The following is an 18,990-nucleotide window of genomic DNA, read 5'->3' on the forward strand; positions in this document are numbered from 1 at the left end:
CAATTAACTGGAAAACACTATAATCTATTATACAAAAAAGAATCAAAAAAAACTTGCGCTTAGCTTTATACGCCTTCAGCCTGTCTGAATTACCAAATGTAAGCTTCGCTTCAACAAACGCAACGTTTGTTCAACAAACTGTTCTAAAGAATCGGCGCTAACGGATTTATTGCCATACATCATCTGATAAAATGCTGCCTGCTCTTCAGAAATCGATTCACTACTTAAAAACAGATGCAACACTTCAATGCCTTGTTTTTTAGCTTCTGCTACAGCGTTTGCTGTATCCACTATGCCGTTCTGCGCGTAATTATAGGCAGATGGCTCACCATCGGAAAAGACCAGTAAAAATCGGTGTTTTTCAGTCCGGCGCTTTATCCGGCCATTCATCCAGCGAATAGCAAATCCATCCCGATTGTCTTCATGGGCTTCAAAGGAAGCGATTTCTTTAGCATGGTCTATGCCGCGGTCTTCAAATTTATGCATCCACTCAAAATAGTTTGGCTGCTCAGCATCACTTGCTTCGTATGCATCCTCATAAAACAGCACAATTTCATGTGGCACATTCAAGCCTCGCAACACGTCATGAAACAACAACACAGCTTGTTTGGTTTCTTCTAACTTATCAAGCATTGAAGCAGAGCCATCGATCAATAAACAAAAAACCGCATCTAATTCTTTAGAAGGTGCTGTTTTTCGGTAAAATGGTTTGGGTCGTTCTTCGATAGCAAGCGGCACTAACTTTTTTGATAACCTGCCTGCGTTCAGATTACTACGCACACCTTCCTGCCTTTGTGTCATTCGTTTTTTTAATTCTTTTAATAACGCACGTACGTAAGGCGCTTGTTTTTGACGCCAGTCTTCAATTTCTAAGCGATGATCGCCGTCTACTTGACTCCGCGATTCGTAATAAACCACTTGATCATTCGCTGAGCCAAATTGACCTTCTGCTTTTTTAGGCTTGCTTGTCATTTGTCGGTCATCTGCATCACTATCTTCTAAATGTTCGCCTCTTGAATCGCCTTTTGCCGTTTGTTCCACGTCTCCTTTACCCTCTTCTTCCCTGCCACCTTCAGCAAGCTGCGAATCGCCACGTTCAAGCTCAAACTCCATCGCAGGGGCCTCACTCATCTCGGTTTCTCGGTGCCAAGACTCAAACCATTCTTCAATGGTGTCAATTTCTTCTGGTTCTTCTGCTCTGTCACTTTCAATCCCTTCATGGTAATGAAAAGGTGGCACTTTTTCCAACGCTTCGCCAAATGTATAATAGCTATGGATTGCGTCTGTTTCAAACATAAATTCAGCACGGTCCATTATTTGATCTACGACTCTTATAGAATCCATCGTTGTTTTCGCATCATACAATTCAGTCCAAATTAAAGATAATGCCCGAGGCAGGCCCTCCATCTCTATTTCAACATTACGCAAACGCAAATAGGCCGCATTGATCAAAAAATCCGCTTTAAAGCCTTTTTTGAGATTTTGTTTGGATTGGTCTTTGTGGTATTCCTTATAAACCATGTCTCTTATGTCAAAAGCTGCCACTGTTCCTGGTCGAGCCGTCTTGATCTTTTCAGATAACCGAAATTCTTCTGCACATAACAGTAATTGTTCTCTTAAATTGGGCAAAGTCGTCTTACTTTTCTTAAACTCGCGCCACGCAGCTAAACTGAAATCACGCCAAAATCCACCCGCCATTAAATAAATATCCGATAAATAACCGTTGCGTTCGACTCGCTTAGAACGATGGCGCCAAAAGACACTAATCGACATGGCAGCTTCTGACGGCCGCAACTCTACTAGTTTACGGGTTGTTACTTTTAAATAAGGTGCATCGGCCAGTGCACCCGCAAGCATTTCCATTTGGTGAAGCAATTTCGTATCGATGGTTTCATTATTAAACTGAATAAAGCGGTTAACTGATGCCATCATTTCCACCTACTTTTTCCAAGTATGAGCCAAGTCCATGAACAAATCACGTTCACTTTCATCATCTAATTTTTCTGCAATGGCGTATTGTACTGCGCGCAGAGGGTCCATATGTTGAGATAGAGCCGTTGCATCTAGCAAACTTCGAATCGAAGCCGCTTCTTCTGATAATAAGCCATTTTTTACTTGTTTCATTAAATCCTCTGCTAAATTCAGGATAAACGATTTCAAACTTTCTTGTGCATCTGGGAATTCGCGGTCCCATAAGTCAGCTAATTGCTGACCCGTTAAATATGGAATCGGATAAGCAATAAATCGGTTTTTTAATGCTTCATTCATAGGTGCAGTCCCGATGTAGCCTTCATTTATCGCTGAAATCACACCGAAATCAGGATGAGCTCTAATCACTTCTCCTGTAAACGGATTGGTCATCATTCGACGATGGTCCAAGGCGCTGTGGAGAATTGGTAAAGTTTCTGCTTTGGCCATATTGATTTCATCGATATAAAGGAAATGGCCTTTTTTCATCGCTGTCACGACAGGTCCTTCAACAAACTCGATGATGCTTTGTCCGTCTCGCTGTACCAACGTTTTAAATCCTAAAAGCGCTTCTGCATCAAGATCTACAGAACAATTGATACTTTGCATCGGCTGGCCAAAAAGCGATGATATACTTTCTGCAAGCTTTGTCTTGCCGGCGCCCGTTGGTCCTTTTAATAGCACAGGCTTTCGCAATACAATTGCAGACAAAATGTCTTGCCAAAGATGATCGTCCGGTGCAATATACCCTGACTTACCAATCAATTTATCGTATTCTTCATGATTTCGTTGTTGTCTATTTGCAATATCTTGCTCAATCACTGACATTTGGATCTCCTCTTTTCCACACAAAAAGCCGATGTACACCATCGACTTTTCATCATTCTATTATGATTCGAAATAAGTTTTATAGAACCCACCAATTTTTCCGGTATTGTCCACTACAAAAATGAATTCTTCGGTTTCGTTTTTAACTTCATATTCTTTACCTACAGTTAGTACATTCGAGACCAAAAATTTAGCTGCGTCTGTATGCTTACATGTAACGGTTTTGATTGTTTCTTTTGCTAACCATTCGTTATGAATCATTGTCCTCATCCTTTTCTATCTGTCTCTCTTCAGTATAAGGAAAAAGTAGATTAATTTCAAACAGACTCTTACTAGATGGATATCCTTGTTACTTTTTCGTAAATTTCGCACGATACAAATAACGCAATAGCACAACCATTACAACAACAAACGACAGTAAAATTAGAAACACTTGTACGTGCTCGAGAATTGTCTCATAGGCATAAGGAAATGTTCTGCTGACATTAAAATAAACGAGCAGCCAGACAAATCCAGCTGTATAGGCAAACATCATATAACGCATAACCGGAAAGCGGTTAGCACCCACAACATAGGGCATGGCCCAACGAATGCCCGGCAGGAAAAAACTAAGAGCAATTGCCCATTCTCCTCTTTTTTCCAGAAACTCACTAAATCGACTGATAGGTTGCTTCAGACGGGTGCCGCTTAATCGCATTAGCAAGCGATGCCCTAAGCTACGACCAATAAAATAAGCAAATGTATTGCTAGTAATCAATCCTGCATACGCTGATAAAAAAGCATAAGTTGGCTTAAAGTCACTAATTTCTGTTAACACGCCTGATAAAGCCGCTGCTACTTCATTTGGAATGGGTAAGCCAAATAACAGAAGCCAGTTGAATATGAACATGCTTATGTATCCATGCTTTTGTATCAATTCGATTAAAAATGAAATATCCATAGAACATTCCCGCCTTTAAACTACTCTTTCCTTTATCATGACAAAAAAAAGATAGTCCTGCAATGCAGGACCATCTTTTACATCATTTATTAAGATTCTAGCAATAGATCTTCTGGGTTTTCGATCATGTCTTTGACCATTTTCAAGAAACCAACAGAATCGCTTCCGTCAATTACACGGTGATCGTATGAAAGAGCCACGTACATCATTGGACGAATTTCAACTTCATCGCCAATAGCTACTGGACGTTTTTGAATTGTGTGCATTCCAAGGATACCTACTTGCGTACCATTTAAAATCGGTGTAGATAGTAATGAACCAAAGACGCCACCGTTTGTAATTGTGAATGAACCGCCTGTCATGTCTGCGATTGAAAGCTTTTTATCGCGAGCTTTTTTAGCAAGTTCGCCAATTGTTGCTTCAATTTCAGCAAAGTTCTTTTTGTCCGTGTCGCGAACGATCGGTACCACAAGTCCTTCTTCAGTTGAAACCGCAATTCCTACATCGTAAAACTGTTTTAGCAATACATCTGTACCTTCTAATTCAGCATTAACATATGGGTATTTTTTTAGTGCAGCAGTAACTGCTTTTGTGAAGAATGACATAAAGCCAAGTTTCACATCGTTATTTTTAAGGAATTGATCTTTTTTGCGGCTACGCAATGCCATAACATTTGTCATGTCGATTTCGTTGAATGTTGTCAACATTGCAGTTGATTGTCTTACTTCAAGAAGACGTTTTGCAATTGTTTGACGGCGTCTTGTCATTTTTTCACGAACAACGCGACCATTTTCTTCATCAGAAGAAGGTTTAGCAGTTTTAGGTGCTTCTGCTTTTGCAGCAGGTGTACTAGCTACAGGTTGTGATCCGTGAGCTTCAACGTCTTGAACGCGTACACGGCCCATCGGATCTACTGGAGAAATCGCAGCCAGATCGATTCCTTTTTCACGTGCCAATTTGCGAGCTGCTGGGCTTGCAATGGTACGGTCAGAAGAAGATTGCTCTTCAGCTGCTGGATCTTTTTCTACAGGTTCTTGAGTTGCAGGAGCTACTGTTTTAGCTGACTCTTCCGATTTAGGAGCTTCTTCAGTTTTAGGTGTTGCAGCTTCGCCAGAACCTTCACCAACGATCGCGATCACTTGCCCAACTTCAACTGTATCGCCTTCTTGTGCTAAAAGTTCTTGAACCACTCCAGCTTCTTCAGAAATAACTTCAACGTTAACTTTATCTGTTTCTAGTTCAACGATGAATTCTCCTTTTTCAACTGATTCGCCTGGCTGTTTAAGCCACTGAGCGATTGTTCCTTCTGTAATCGATTCTGCTAATTCTGGTACTTTGATCTCTGCCACAAAAAATTCCTCCTTAGATTATCCTTACAATTTAGCTAATGCTTCGTCAATAATACGTGTTTGTTCTACTTTATGCGCTTCTCCGTCACCTTCTGCCGGACTTTGACGCTGCGTGCGCCCGAAGTATTTCACTTCTTTACCGTCTGACAGTTCGCGTAAATACGGATCTGCAAATGTCCACGAACCCATGTTTTGTGGCTCTTCTTGTACCCAAGCTAATTCTTTAGCATTTGGATAACGATCGATAACCGCTTTAATCTTCTCAGCTGGGAATGGATACAATTGTTCTACGCGGACGATATGTGCCCATTCATAATCCGTTCCGTCTTTCACTCGTTCTGCTAAGTCAATCGCCATTTTACCACTTGCAAAAAGAATACGTTCTACTTTTTTCACAGCTTTGCCCATATTTGGCTGTTCGATGATGGTCTCAAAATGACCTTCTGTTAAATCATCTACTGACGCACCTACTAGTGGATGACGCAACAGCGATTTTGGTGAAACGATGATTAATGGACGTATTGAATCTTCCTCAAGCATTTTAGCCTGACGGCGCAAAATATGGAAATAGTTTGCTGCACTAGAAAGATTCGCGACTGTCCAGTTATTCTCAGCAGCCATTTGAAGATGCCTTTCTAGGCGTGCACTTGAGTGTTCTGGTCCTTGGCCTTCATAACCATGAGGCAGTAACATAACAAGGCCCGATTTCTGTCCCCATTTCGCGCGTCCCGCAGAAATGAATTGATCAAACATCATTTGTGCCATATTCGCGAAGTCGCCATATTGAGCTTCCCAAATAACTAATGCTTTATTATTTTCAACATTGTAACCATACTCGAAGCCTAATACAGATGCTTCACTGAGTGGACTGTTGTAAACGACAAATGATGCTTTAGCATCTGAAATGTGATGCAATGGAACGAGTTCATTGCCGTTTTTATCATCATGCAGAACAAGGTGACGATGAGCAAATGTGCCTCGCTGTGCATCTTGACCAGTCAATCGAATGGGGTTGCCGTCTTGCAAAATCGTACCGAATGCAAGTGTTTCAGCATGCGCCCAATCAATTTTCCCTTTTCCTTTAAAAGGCTCTTCACGACGCTTTAAAATTTTAGCTAATTTACCAAAAGTTGAAAAGTCGGTTGGCCAAGTCAATAATTCTTCGTTCATTTTAGTTAAGACAGCTTTATCAACGCCCGTTGGCACTTCAGGATAACCGTTTAAAACAGCTTCCGGAATTTCAAGTTTCGGGAATTCTGCAGATTTGTTTTCTTTCACTTTGTCATAAGCTTCTTGCATTTCTTTTTGAGTATCAGTATCAAGTTTCTTCACATCAGCCTCAGATAACACTTTTTCAGCTGCTAATTGTTTACCATACAGTTCACGAACTGTATCATGCTGATGAATGCCATGATACATGGTTGGATTCGTCACTAATGGCTCATCCATTTCGTTGTGTCCGTATCGACGATAACCGATTAAATCAATTAGTATATCTTTGCCAAATTTCGCACGGTATTCAAAGGCCAAACGAGCAACTGCAACTACTGCCTCAGGCTCATCCGCATTAACATGAATGACAGGCACTTCAAAACCTTTTGCAGGATCAGAAGAATAATGTGTTGATCTCGAATCAAATTGCTCTGTCGTGAAGCCGATTAAGTTATTGGCAATAATATGAATAGAACCACCTGTTTGATAGGCTTTAACACGACTGAAATTTAGTGTTTCGGTTACGATACCTTGTCCTGGGAATGCCGCATCCCCGTGTACAAGTATCGCGTAGGATTTTTTAGGATCCATTTTTGCGATACCGGTTTCATCCGTTACTTCCTGCGCAGCACGTGTTTGCCCGACTACAACGGGACCGACAATTTCCAAATGAGAAGGGTTATACGCGAGTTTCACACTTGTTCCATTGGCAGACTTATAAGCTGCACCCATATGGTATTTCACATCGCCAAACCAACCTTTAGTGATTTGAAGTGAACCGTCTTCTGGTAGAAAAGCATCGTCTCCTACATGCGCGAAACCGGCAAACATCATCTCATATGGTTTGTTTAAAATATGCGTAAGCACATTTAAACGACCGCGATGCGCCATCCCGATCATGATGTCTTTTGTGCCTGCTGATTCAGATAACTGAACTAGCTCATCCATTAAGACAACTAATGAATCGACACCTTCAATGGAAAAGCGTTTTTGTCCGACGAATGTGCGGTGAACGAATTTTTCAAAACCTTCAACGCGAGTTAACAAATCAAGAACTTGTTTTTTCTTGTCTGCATCGAGTGTTGGTTTAACTTCGCCTGCTTCGATTTTCTCCTGCAACCAGCTGCGTTCTTGTGGCTGAATTACGTGTGAAAATTCAAAAGCAACTTTATCTGTATAAAGAGACTTCAAATAATTAATCGCTTCCAAGCCATTTGTTACATTGCTCGGTGCATTATTTAAAATCAACGCTACAGGTACTTCTGTTAAATCTTGTTCGTTCAAGCCATATGTTGATGGTTCCATACGACTCGTATCTTTTGGTTGATCATTTAACGGATAAATATCTGATGCCAAATGACCATGTGCACGAATTGCTTCTGCTAGATGAACAGTAGCCAAAACCTTTTCAAAATTATTCGGCTCTACAGCTGTTGTAGCTGAAGCTTGGTGGCCTACAGTAACTTCAATGGGTGATCCGTATTGCTTAAAAAGTTCAACGTATTCTGGATCAAGCAATTCCGGGGATTCTTGATACAGGTCATACATTTCCATTATGTATCCCAAGTTAGGACCCGTAATGGAGCTCCACGGTGATTTTGCATCTGAATAATTGCTAGACATTAAAAAACCTCCAACTAGTTGTTTGACGGCAGTCACTTTATTTGTATATGTCTTGCCTATTTTATCACGCATCCCATTAGACTTAAAGCAGAAGGCGCTTAGGTAGGACAAGTTTAAAATTCCCTATCAATCTTACTACTTCCTCGATGAAAAACAAAGCATTTTCGTGAAAAGATTCACATAACAGGATTTAATGTGATTTTATCCATTTTCTTACTCTCATCTGACCAATTTACAGAGATTTAGTCAGTAGTTTGAATAGAAATGACAAGTTCCCTTGCCTTTGGCTTTCGCTAAATAGAGTGCTGCATCGGCTTTTTTTACTAAACTGTCAAAACTATTTCCATGAACAGGATAAACGGCAATTCCCGCTGATGATGTTGGCGTGAATTGATGTCCGTTAATGTACCAACCTTCAGAAAGCGTTTGATTGATTCGATTAATAACTTTTTCGATATGCTGCTGGCTTTCTTCTGGAACAACGTCGCACAATGCCACTAAAAATTCATCGCCGCCTATTCTGGCGACTAAATCGTTTTTTCGTACGCTATTTTGAATTGCTTGACCAAAATGGTAAATAAATTCATCGCCTATGTCGTGGCCGAATTGGTCATTGATCAATTTGAAGTCATCTCCGTCTACATAGAGCCATGCAACGTGTTCTTTTTTTTGATCTGCCTGTTTTGTGATTCGCTCAAATTGTTGGACCATATAACGGCGATTCGGTAGACTCGTTAAGCTATCATGGTAAGCCATAAAATGTAGTTGCTCTTCTAGCTGCTTTCGGTCTGTCACGTCAAATAAGATTGATAAAACTTGATAGGTCTTTCCGTCTACATTCATTAAAGGAATGATTGTGCAGTCTACCCAGAAAAAGTCCCCATTTTTCTTCATACTTTTAATTTGTCCACGCCAAATCTGACCTTTTCGAATCACGTTGCGAATCTCACCGTATTGTTCTGCAGAAATTTCTGTATTTCCTATCTTAGAGATAGTTAAGCCGATTAATTCTTCAGATTTATAGCCCGTTAATTCATTAAAATTATCATTGACGAATTCTATCGTACCAGAGACATCCCATATTGCGACAAGTGCTGCGTAATTAAGAGCATCCTTGTAGCTTTCCAGAATATTCTCCGTTTTTTGCAGTTCATTTTTTAATAACAGTTCGCTCGTTAATTCCCTAAAGACAACGTGGAACGCACGAATTATGCCATTTTCATTAACGGGAGAATAACTGACGGAAAACTTTGCTTCTATCCCATTTTGCTTTTTGCGCTTCATGATGACAGAAGTGCTTTCTGATGTGGAAGAGAATTGTTTTAAAAGATTTTTCCCAGCACGAAACAGTTCTTTTTGCTTGTCGGGTATATCTTCATAAAAAAGACTGACCCAATCTTGTTTTTTTACTCCAAATGCTTTTTCATAGGCTGTATTCAAATCAATAATCATGTATTCTGCTGAAATCATAATCATCGGATCTACAGAATTTTGGACCAAAGATTCATAAAACAAGTAATCTTCTTCTATTTTCTTCTGATCAGCAACATTTTTTGTTACTGCGAGCACAAATGCCTCACCTTCAAACACGATTGGCGTCAATTCGGTTTCCATTGCCACATCCAGGTCACTGAACAGGTTATAATCACGGTAAGTATGTCTCATCCCTACTTTTAAGGCAATCAAATACTGCTTTTTAATTTCCTTCGAAAGTTCTGGTGGCATGCTGTCATCAAGATTTGTTCCGATTAGTTCTTTTTTAAATATCGCTTTACATATTGGATTAACATACAGATAATCGAATGTATTACCCGTCTGCTTCATAAAGTAAACTGGATCTTTAAGATTTTTGTAAAGTAAATCCAGTTGTTCTACCGTAAAAGGCGTTCGCATCTAATTCACCGCTTTCCATTACACAAATTGACTTGAAAGCGTTGTAACTTGTTCGATAAATTCTTTGTAATCTGTTTGCTCATCCAAAGGTTCAGTAGATAAAATGCAGCTATTTTCCCCACTACTAGACCAGTTAAATTTAACAACTGATAAATACGTCGCATTACCAGTTAGTTGAAGACGAATAGTATCTTCTGTTTTAGAGACAGCACATTTCACCATGCCACCTGGATTGTATACAGTTACGTCGCCATAAGGCACGAGCCCTGCTAGACAGCTGATTAGTGCCGAAGCTGTCATTGCTGTACCACAAGCATTTGTAAACCCAACACCCCGCTCATACGTCCGTACGAAGATTCCGTTTTCTATTGGCGTTACATAGCTAACGTTAACACCATCTGAAAAATAATTGTTTTCTTCATTAAAATAGTGTGCCCATTTTTGCTGATGGCTTGTATCTTTCTGTAATGCTGCTGGAACGATGCCAATTAAATGTGGATTGGGGACAGATACCGCTGAAAATGGAATTTCTTCCGATATAAAAGGCAATGGTTTGTGAAGCCATTCACTGTTACTTAAGTAACTCATTGGTAAACTGTTTAATGCAAATGATATCGGGGAGATTTCCACGGCGTAAGTTTCGATTTTATCGTTCAAGGTTTCTTCTTTTTTAACATGAAGAGAAGCTTTCATCGTTTCGATCACCGCTTCGGTCACACCGTCACGTTCACACACAAACCGAGCAACGCAACGGAGACCATTTCCACACATGGAAGCTTCCGAACCGTCAGTATTGAAAACTCGCATTTTTGCATGAGCAATCGTTGATGGCAAAATCACTAAAATTCCATCGATGTCTTGATCTATTGAAGAAAGCTGAATTGCCAATTGTGCATAATCCTCATGTTCCTCACCTTCAAACATATAAAAAGTGTTCATAGAGCCGTGGACTTTTAGCAACGTCATTTCCATTTTGATCACCTCTTTAAATTAGTTAGGTATTATTTTGTATGAACTGCTACTAATTTAGCCATTTCTGCCGCCGTAATCGGGGCTTCTGCTTGTGTCATTGCTGTAATTAGCTGCTCTTTATCCGTTTGTAAACGCTCTAGCTCTTCCATGAAACGATCTGCAGACAGCTGTTCTTCTTCCACAACATGCGCAAATCCTTGTTTTTCAAATAAATTCGCATTCAGAATTTGATCACCGCGGCTTTTTTGCATAGATAATGGAACGAGTAGCATTGGTTTTTTCAAAGCCAAAAATTCAAATATGGAATTAGAACCAGCTCGCGATACGACAAAATCTGTCAGATGTAATAGATGCGGCAATTCATGCGTGACATACTCAAATTGGCGATAATTTGAATGATGATCTAATTCTGTCATGTAATTTCCTTTACCACATAGGTGAATGATATTAACTTGCTTTAGTAAACGCTCTAGGTTGTTGCGGACGGCCGAGTTAATCATAGCCGATCCTTGACTACCTCCCATGATCAGTAGAACCGGTAAGTCGTTGTCGAATGAACAAATTTCCTGTCCTTTTATTGCAGAGCCTTCCATGAGTTCACTACGAATAAGTGATCCCGTGCAAGTCGATTTGCTGCTTGGCACATGCGCCAAAGTTTCCTTGAATACAGTAAAGATATGATCAGCAAAAGGTAAGGCAATTTTATTTGCTAATCCAGGTGTAACGTCCGATTCGTGAATAATGACCGGAATTGACATCATACGCCCTGCCATTACGACTGGTACAGAAACAAATCCACCTTTAGAAAAGATAGCTACTGGCTTAGTTTTACGAATAATAGCAACTGCTTGCATAAGTCCCGCTCCTACGCGAAATGGATCCGAGAAATTTTTAGTTGAAAAATAGCGTCTCAATTTACCACTAGAAATTGCATGGTAAGGAACGGAAGGGAAGGACTCCCGGATTAGCTCATTTTCGATACCGTCTTTAGAACCGATATATTCAACGTTAAAGCCTAAATTTTTTAATTCTGGAATCAATGCCTGATTCAAGGAAACATGTCCTGCTGTTCCGCCTCCGGTTAATAAAATTGTTTTGTTGTTCATTTCTTGTCCTACTCTCATCTGTTAATTTGGCTTAGAGGATATGCCTGAAGCATACCTATCTATGCTATACTGGATTTTATTTGCTAAATTGTAATTGGGTAAGTTTATCTCATGATAACGTTTTCTGGGCAGTTGGCGCTGTAACGTTTTTACATCCCGACTGTGTGCTAGAAATCGTCCGTCCAAAATAGTATAAAATTTGCTGTGCTTTGATCGATAACATTTGATGCATAAGTTTGACTTACTAAAGGTAAATTGCGGGAGGAACGAGATATGTACCAGACAAGAACCAAAAAAGAAAAGCTACTGCTTTTAGTGAAAATTATTTTCCCGATTCTCGTCACACAAATAGCGATGTACATGGTGACGTTTTTTGATATTTATATGACTTCCCGCTACGGAACAGAAGACTTAGCCGGCGTTTCCATCGGGTCCTCATTTTGGGTTCCCGTCTACATCGGACTTGCCGGTATCCTCATGTCCATTACTCCAATTGTAGCACAATTGATGGGAGCTAAGAAAAAAGATCAAGTAAAACAAGCTGTTCAACAAGGGATTTATTTGGCTATTTTGTTGGCTGCTATTGTCTTCGCTTTCTTCTATCTTGGCATTGATTACTTGATTGCCTTTATGGATCTCGAACCGACTGTTGCCGACGTTGCGAGCCGCTATATTTTTGCAATGACGATTGGGTTAATTCCGCTCTTTGTCTATAACGCTTTGCGTTCTTATATCGATGCACTTGGAGCTACACGCGTAACGATGGTTATTTCGCTTTTATCAGCACCTATCAATATTTTCTTTAACTACTTACTAATTTTCGGACACTTTGGTTTCCCAGAACTCGGAGGTCCGGGCGCTGGACTTGCATCAGCTATTACCTACTGGCTGATTTTAGTTATTGCAGTCTGGATCATCCACACGAGAAGCCCGTTCAACTCCTATAATATCTTCCGGACTTGGCCGAAATTGTCATTAACTCGCTGGATGGAGATTAGTCGCATTGGCGTGCCGATTGGTATATCCATATTCGTAGAAACTAGTATTTTCTCTGCCGTCACGTTTATGCTGGCTGTTTACGGCACTTTCACTATTGCCGCACATCAAATTGCGTTGAATTTTGCATCTTTGCTATATATGTTACCGCTCAGCATTTCTATGGGTGCCACAATTCTTGTAGGCTATGAAGTCGGTGCCAAGCGTTTGCAGGATGCGAAGCAGTATAGCTGGCTGAGTGTTGGCACGGCTGTTTCATTAAGCTTCCTGTCAGCTTGCGTATTGTTCTTTATGCGCAGTGAAATTGCAGCCTTGTATTCGTCAGATCCTGTAGTAGTCGAACTGGCTGTTCAGTTCCTACTGTTTGCTGCTTTGTTTCAATTGTCAGATGCTATTCAAGCGCCCGTCCAAGGGGCACTTAGAGGTTATAAAGACGTCAACATTACCTTCGTCATGGCGTTAATTTCTTACTGGGTTATTGGGCTACCTACAGGTTACTTACTCGCAAACTTCACTGATTATGAAGCTTTCGGTTATTGGATTGGCTTGATTGTTGGTTTGACAGCAGGAGCAATTACGTTATCACTCCGTTTACTACTGATCCAAAAAAAATTGCAGCATGTTCAACCTAAGATTATTAATTCCAAACCATAAAAAAGCAGGACACGAAAAATCAATGATTTTTCGTGTCCTGCTTTTTTAATAGCGTTCTCTTTATGGGTTCGCAAGCTTATTATACAGTATAATTAATTCACTTTTTTCTGAATCTGATAAATCCGATTGCTCGATTCTCTCTGAAGCCAACGCCAGCTTTTGCTGCTTGGTTTTGCGAACACGTGGATGAGTCAGTTCGTCATTCAGTTCGATAAGTACGTATTTTTCGAGTTCTTGTTGAGTGGTGATTTGTTGTACAGCTACTCGTTGTGGCCAGAGCTTGCGATATGATTCAATCATGGAAGTTCGACTCCTTCCAGCCCTTCTCCAATAATCACAATTTGATTCTGCATTTTCATGTACTCGGGAAGCCATTGCGCCATTCCGTAAGCAAACTGAAAAGCATTAGGGTATTTATCGCCTTCAAGCGGTACATAGCCTTTGATTCGAAAAACCGTATCTGGTAGCGCACGTAGCCATTCTTCAAATAGCTCTCTTCGAACTGGCGCCTCAAATTTCAACACCTTAGCATTTAAATTCAATTTTGAAACAGGTGCTTTGACGACATCTTCATTTTGTAATGGCGACAATTTTTCTAATGCCGAGAATGGTATTTTAGCGTGTATCGTTTGGATGATTTGTGCTTTTGGATTAAGTGATTGAATTTCATATACGACAGTAGCCTGCTGTCCTTCTGTCAACAAATCCATTTTATTGGCCAGTAGTAGGTCAGCATGGCGAATCTGCTCTAAAAATAGCGAACGAATTTGTGGAGATAAGCTGTTGCGATCCATCCATCTTTTGCTGTCTGCTACTGTTACAATGCCTTTAAAGTTTAGTTGTTCAGCAAACAGTGGGGAAAAAATAGCATCCAGTGCTTCTACAGGGTGTGCTGCACCTGTTGTTTCAATGAGTAGGACATCAAAATCTTCTTCTGCCAATAATGTTTGAATTTGCGCTTCTGATTTCTCTGATCCCGAACAACAGATGCATCCATCAAGAATTTCTTTCAGTGGAATGCCCTCTTCTACTGCATCCGAATCCATGTTCATTTGGCCTAGTTCGTTCATGAAAACTGCCGGTTTTAACCCTTTATCTTTCATTTGACTAATCATTGTTTTTAATAATGTTGTTTTGCCACTTCCTAAAAACCCACTAAATAAATATACATCTTTCATCTTCTCATCCTTTCAATTTCGAAGAAGAAAAGGCCCGCATAAGCGGACCTCCAAATCATTCATCAGTTTTTTTAGATGCAGAAGCTTTGATTCCAGCTTCTTCCATTATAATTGTTTTAGCTTTCTGTAATTGCGGATCATCATTTTCAATTTTCTCACGCAATGCATCCATTACTGCGAATGTACTTTCTCCAGTCAAGATACCTGTCACTTCCAATTCGTTTTCTTCTTGGAAAGTTTCTACAGCTTCTTGCATCTGCTCTTCGAAGACGCCATCTACTTTTCCAACTTTAAAGCCAAGCGCTTCAAGCATTTGTTCAGCGGTTTTGACTTGTTCGGAAATAGTGCCGTCTTTTAGCTCCAGTGAAGTATCCAAAAGCGGAAGCGACGCATATGCGGGATACGCAACTTCTACATCTGGTTCGATTCCTTTTTCATGAATCCAATTGCCGTCTGGTGTTAGCCATTTAGCCGTTGTAAACTTCAGGTTCGAACCATCTTGAAGATCGTTAGCTGTTTGTACAGTCCCTTTTCCGAAAGTCTTTTCTCCGACCAATTTGATATCTGCTGACTCATTCATTGCACCGGCCAAAATTTCAGATGCCGAAGCACTTCCACCATCAATCAATAAGGTAACGGGTACTTTGATTTTCGTACCTGGTGAAGACATATAAACTTCAGGTTCAGCGCCTTTTGCCTGAACTTCAAACAATGGTTTCCCTTCTTCAATAAACAAGTCAGAAATATCAAGCGCTACATCAAGTAAGCCACCTGGATTTCCACGAACGTCCATAACGACCGCTTTCATTCCTTCGGCTTCCATTTCTTTAATGGCATCAAGCAATTCTTGATACGTATTTTCAGAAAAACTAGTAATTTGAATATGAGCTACATTGTTTCCAATCATTTCTGCGTACACAGTTTCAATCGGTATTTCATCGCGAGTGATAGTAATATCAATTGGATCTGCATTTTTACCACGCATAATGCTCAGCTTGACGTCAGTTCCTTTTTCGCCACGGATCAGCATGACAGCTTCAGTTGTTGTAAAGCCTTGTATGCTTTCGCCATCAACTGCTATAATTTGGTCATTTGGCAATACGCCTGCTTTTTCAGCAGGTGAATTTTTGATCGGTGAAACTACCGTGATATAGCCTTCACGCTCTTGCACTTCTGCGCCAATGCCTTGGAAGCTTGATGAAATTCCTTCCAGAAATTGAGAAGCTTCTTCTTCGTTCAAATAATCGGAATAAGGATCTTCCAAAGAATCGACCATCCCATTGATGGCTCCATTAACTAGAACATCTCTGTCGACATCTTCAAAATATTGATCCTGTATTTGATCATAAGCTGTATAGAGTTTCTCGAATTCGCGACGCTCTGGAGAATTTACTTCTACAGCTTTATCGTCGCCGAATGTTAATGCAAAAACAGTTAATCCCGCCGTTGTCAAGATTAAGAGGAATCCAAGCATAATAAAAGTGAATGTTTTCATCTTAATAATATGTGACGGTGATTCTTCTACCGGCGGAGTTTGTTGCTGCTCGTCTTCCGGGCGTTTATCATCCATCTATTTCACCACTTTCGTAATTGCCTTTAGAACCATAGGATATGAAAAGAAAAAGACTGTCAAGACAGTCTTTTTCTAATTTGAGAAAGAACGGCTTTTTTCTACTCTTGAATTGCTGCCTCTAAAGCTACAACAATCATGTCGTTAAACGTCGTTTGACGTTCTTCAGAAGTCGTCACTTCACCCGTCAGTAAGTGATCGCTTACTGTTAAAATAGACAACGCTTGGCAACCGAATTTGGCAGCCAATGTGTATAGCGCTGAAGATTCCATTTCAAGACCAAGCACCCCGTATTGCGCCCATTTTTCGTGTTCTGCAAATTCGTTGTAGAAAACATCTTCAGTAAAGACATTCCCGACACGCAAGTTTAATCCTTTTTCCATACCTGCATTATATGCTTTCAATAATAATTCAAAATCAGCAGTCGGTGCATAAGTAATGCCTTTAAAAATGATATCATTCATTTTTGAATCGGTTGATGCACTTTGAGCCAAAATCACGTCACGTACTTTTACGTCTTTATGGATAGAACCACATGTTCCAACACGAATCAATTTTTTCACATCGTATTCTTGCATTAATTCTGTTACATAAATTGAAATTGATGGTACACCCATTCCAGTTCCTTGAACAGAAATACGTTTGCCTTTATATTTGCCGGTATAACCAAACATATTACGAACTTCATTGTACATCGTTACATCTTCTAAAAAAGTTTCCGCTATGTATTTTGCGCGAAGCGGGTCTCCTGGTAGTAAAATTGTTTCGGCAATATCGCCTTTTTTCGCATTAATATGAACGCTCATCTAAAAAACCTCACTTTTATATAGTAGATTTAATCATACTGTTTTTTTAACTATAGTGCAACGACAAGCCTATTCACTTATGTAGTCTTCCCATATTTCATCAAAGATTGAGGCTTTCATAACGGGATGCGCTTTTTCTTCGATGTATTTAGAAAGCAGTTCAAAGTCAGTTGCTGTTTTAGGAAATGAATGATCCAAAAATAACGCATCGGCAAAACTTGAATAGTCATCCGGGTCAATTTTCCCACGATATTTTAATGCAAATTGATAAAAAGAACGTTCCATAACGGTCTCCTTTCGTATTTTGGGCAAAAAAAACCGGACTAGTTGTCCGGTTGACCCATTATTCAAATAGTTTGTTGTATTCGGATAGACCTTCTGCATCCAATTGCTCTTTAGGAACAAAACGTAGTGCTGCAGAATTGATGCAATAGCGAAGGCCTCCCATAGACGATGGTCCATCTGGGAATAGGTGCCCTAGGTGAGAGTCAGCGGTTGAGGATCGGACTTCTGTTCTTCTCATGCCATGACTGGTATCTAGATTTTCTTTTACTTCTGTACCTTCGATTGGTTTTGCAAAGCTCGGCCATCCGCAATGAGCGTCGAACTTATCTTTAGAACTAAATAGCGGTTTGCCGGAGACAATATCTACGTAAATGCCGTCTTCAAAATGCTGATCAAATTCACCTTGAAAAGGTGGTTCTGTCCCACTTTCCTGGGTTACATGATATTGCATTGGCGTTAATTTTGCTTTTAACTCTTCTTTCATGCTTGTCCACCCCAATTCTTTTCGATAAACGCAGTCCGCCCAGAACCAACTGAATAACGGTTGTAATGAGCAGGATTTTTCTTATAGTAATCTTGATGATGCGTTTCTGCTAAATAAAATGGTTTTGCTTCTAGTATCGGCGTTGCAACAATTTTTTCAAACCTTCCCGAGTTGTCCAATTCTTGCTTAGACTTTTCTGCAGCTAGACGCTGTTCTTCGGAATGAAAGAAAATCGCGGTTTGGTAAGATTCGCCACGGTCAAAAAATTGACCACCAGCATCTGTCGGATCTATTTGTGTCCAGAAAACATCCAATAATTTCTCATATGGGAAGACGTCTGGCTGAAATGTAATTTGGACTGCTTCCACATGACCAGTCGCATTCGAACAAACCTGTTCGTAAGTTGGGTTTTTTAACTCTCCACCTGTATAGCCACTTACTACTTCTTCAATGCCGTCTAATGAATCAAAAGGCTTGACCATACACCAAAAACAGCCTCCTGCAAATGTAGCTTTTTCCGTATTCATATACCCACTCCATTCTTTATGGTTCAATTGTCACCAATAATCGAATATCGTCTTCTTCCAAATTGAACGATGCCGCTCGCACTGAAATTCCTCCATCTAACGGAATATCCGTTAACTTTAACAACACTTCTTCATCCGCAGGCATGACTTCCATAAATTCTGGAAGTTCTACTGAGTCTCTAAGCAATTTTAACGCAGCTTCAGGAGGAATATCCAGCATACCGACTTCTACTGACTTTTGTTCTAACAGCAAATTGCCATCTTCTTGTACAAGTGGTTCGAATTTCATTAAAATAGGCAAAGTTACTGAAAAAACGGTAAGTTCCGTTGATATACTAACGTCATCATCAACTGATAAAGCCAAAGGAATTGGCTGGTCTTTCATAGCTTCTTGTATATAGGTGTTGGCAATTCCTTCAAAATCTGCTTTTGTAGCGTTGACGACTACCGTGTTTCCTTCCGTAGAGGTATTTTTCAAAGCCTCATAAGACGTAAAATCTTTGGAAGGAGTCGTAACAAAAAGTACCACTCCCACAAGCGCCAACACATTTATTGCGAGTAAAATAAAAAATGCAACGCGCCATTTTTTCATCAGTTCA

At 40.1% G+C, this 18,990-nt stretch carries 18 protein-coding genes; 1 reads left to right on the forward strand and 17 read right to left on the reverse strand.

Features of this window, described 5'->3' with window-relative positions; all coding sequences use genetic code 11:
- Nucleotides 1-75 precede the first annotated feature (75 nt).
- The 9 genes from QMF37_RS12455 to QMF37_RS12495 all read right to left on the reverse strand — a co-directional run bounded on the left by QMF37_RS12455 (nt 76) and on the right by QMF37_RS12495 (nt 11,891).
- Nucleotides 76-1,929, reverse strand: coding sequence for a vWA domain-containing protein (locus QMF37_RS12455; RefSeq protein ID WP_283478416.1), 1,854 nt, complete (start codon nt 1,927-1,929; stop codon nt 76-78).
- A 9-nt stretch (nt 1,930-1,938) separates the two neighbouring features.
- Nucleotides 1,939-2,796, reverse strand: a complete 858-nt coding sequence (locus QMF37_RS12460) for an ATP-binding protein (RefSeq protein WP_283478417.1) — start codon at nt 2,794-2,796, stop codon at nt 1,939-1,941.
- A 60-nt stretch (nt 2,797-2,856) separates the two neighbouring features.
- The gene (locus QMF37_RS12465) at nt 2,857-3,057 is read right to left on the reverse strand and encodes a DUF6501 family protein (RefSeq protein ID WP_071154324.1); all 201 of its coding nucleotides are present in this window, start codon (nt 3,055-3,057) and stop codon (nt 2,857-2,859) included.
- A gap of 88 nt (nt 3,058-3,145) precedes the next feature.
- Complete coding sequence (locus tag QMF37_RS12470; RefSeq protein ID WP_283478418.1) at nt 3,146-3,736, reverse strand: DedA family protein; 591 nt, start codon at nt 3,734-3,736, stop codon at nt 3,146-3,148.
- An 89-nt stretch (nt 3,737-3,825) separates the two neighbouring features.
- A complete protein-coding gene (odhB, locus tag QMF37_RS12475; RefSeq protein ID WP_283478419.1) occupies nt 3,826-5,085 on the reverse strand; it encodes a 2-oxoglutarate dehydrogenase complex dihydrolipoyllysine-residue succinyltransferase in 1,260 nt (419 codons plus the stop codon).
- 24 nt (nt 5,086-5,109) lie between these two features.
- Nucleotides 5,110-7,920 carry a 2-oxoglutarate dehydrogenase E1 component gene (locus QMF37_RS12480; protein WP_283478420.1) on the reverse strand — a complete coding sequence of 937 codons (2,811 nt, stop codon included), beginning with the start codon at nt 7,918-7,920 and terminating at the stop codon, nt 5,110-5,112.
- Between the two features lie 246 nt (nt 7,921-8,166).
- Nucleotides 8,167-9,813, reverse strand: a complete 1,647-nt coding sequence (locus QMF37_RS12485; protein ID WP_283478421.1) for a sensor domain-containing diguanylate cyclase — start codon at nt 9,811-9,813, stop codon at nt 8,167-8,169.
- A gap of 18 nt (nt 9,814-9,831) precedes the next feature.
- On the reverse strand, nt 9,832-10,785 hold the full coding sequence (dapF, locus tag QMF37_RS12490) for a diaminopimelate epimerase (protein ID WP_058385245.1): 954 nt from the start codon (nt 10,783-10,785) through the stop codon (nt 9,832-9,834).
- A gap of 29 nt (nt 10,786-10,814) precedes the next feature.
- On the reverse strand, nt 10,815-11,891 hold the full coding sequence (locus QMF37_RS12495) for an undecaprenyldiphospho-muramoylpentapeptide beta-N-acetylglucosaminyltransferase (protein ID WP_071154562.1): 1,077 nt from the start codon (nt 11,889-11,891) through the stop codon (nt 10,815-10,817).
- Nucleotides 11,892-12,164: 273 nt separating this feature from the next.
- Between QMF37_RS12495 and QMF37_RS12500 the strand changes: the two genes are divergently transcribed.
- On the forward strand, nt 12,165-13,541 hold the full coding sequence (locus tag QMF37_RS12500; RefSeq protein ID WP_283478422.1) for an MATE family efflux transporter: 1,377 nt from the start codon (nt 12,165-12,167) through the stop codon (nt 13,539-13,541).
- A gap of 60 nt (nt 13,542-13,601) precedes the next feature.
- Here the strand turns inward: QMF37_RS12500 and QMF37_RS12505 are convergent, their stop codons facing one another.
- The 8 genes from QMF37_RS12505 to QMF37_RS12540 form a co-directional block, all read right to left on the reverse strand.
- Nucleotides 13,602-13,841, reverse strand: coding sequence for a hypothetical protein (locus tag QMF37_RS12505; RefSeq protein WP_283478423.1), 240 nt, complete (start codon nt 13,839-13,841; stop codon nt 13,602-13,604).
- A complete protein-coding gene (locus tag QMF37_RS12510) occupies nt 13,838-14,719 on the reverse strand; it encodes a CobW family GTP-binding protein (RefSeq protein WP_283478424.1) in 882 nt (293 codons plus the stop codon). The genes QMF37_RS12505 and QMF37_RS12510 overlap by 4 nt, the downstream gene beginning before the upstream one ends.
- A gap of 55 nt (nt 14,720-14,774) precedes the next feature.
- Entirely contained in the window at nt 14,775-16,289 is a 1,515-nt protein-coding gene (locus QMF37_RS12515) for a lmo1851 family serine protease (protein ID WP_283478425.1), read from the reverse strand.
- Between the two features lie 101 nt (nt 16,290-16,390).
- Nucleotides 16,391-17,095 carry a purine-nucleoside phosphorylase gene (gene deoD / locus QMF37_RS12520; protein WP_283478426.1) on the reverse strand — a complete coding sequence of 235 codons (705 nt, stop codon included), beginning with the start codon at nt 17,093-17,095 and terminating at the stop codon, nt 16,391-16,393.
- A gap of 69 nt (nt 17,096-17,164) precedes the next feature.
- On the reverse strand, nt 17,165-17,380 hold the full coding sequence (locus tag QMF37_RS12525) for a YozE family protein (protein ID WP_058385238.1): 216 nt from the start codon (nt 17,378-17,380) through the stop codon (nt 17,165-17,167).
- 58 nt (nt 17,381-17,438) lie between these two features.
- A complete protein-coding gene (gene msrB / locus QMF37_RS12530; RefSeq protein WP_058385237.1) occupies nt 17,439-17,864 on the reverse strand; it encodes a peptide-methionine (R)-S-oxide reductase MsrB in 426 nt (141 codons plus the stop codon).
- The gene (msrA, locus tag QMF37_RS12535) at nt 17,861-18,391 is read right to left on the reverse strand and encodes a peptide-methionine (S)-S-oxide reductase MsrA (protein ID WP_058385236.1); all 531 of its coding nucleotides are present in this window, start codon (nt 18,389-18,391) and stop codon (nt 17,861-17,863) included. The genes msrB and msrA overlap by 4 nt, the downstream gene beginning before the upstream one ends.
- A 16-nt stretch (nt 18,392-18,407) precedes the next feature.
- On the reverse strand, nt 18,408-18,983 hold the full coding sequence (locus QMF37_RS12540) for a YpmS family protein (RefSeq protein WP_071154568.1): 576 nt from the start codon (nt 18,981-18,983) through the stop codon (nt 18,408-18,410).
- Nucleotides 18,984-18,990 lie beyond the last annotated feature (7 nt).

This window comes from Planococcus sp. S3-L1 (assembly GCF_030063085.1).
Lineage (GTDB): Bacteria > Bacillota > Bacilli > Bacillales_A > Planococcaceae > Planococcus > Planococcus kocurii.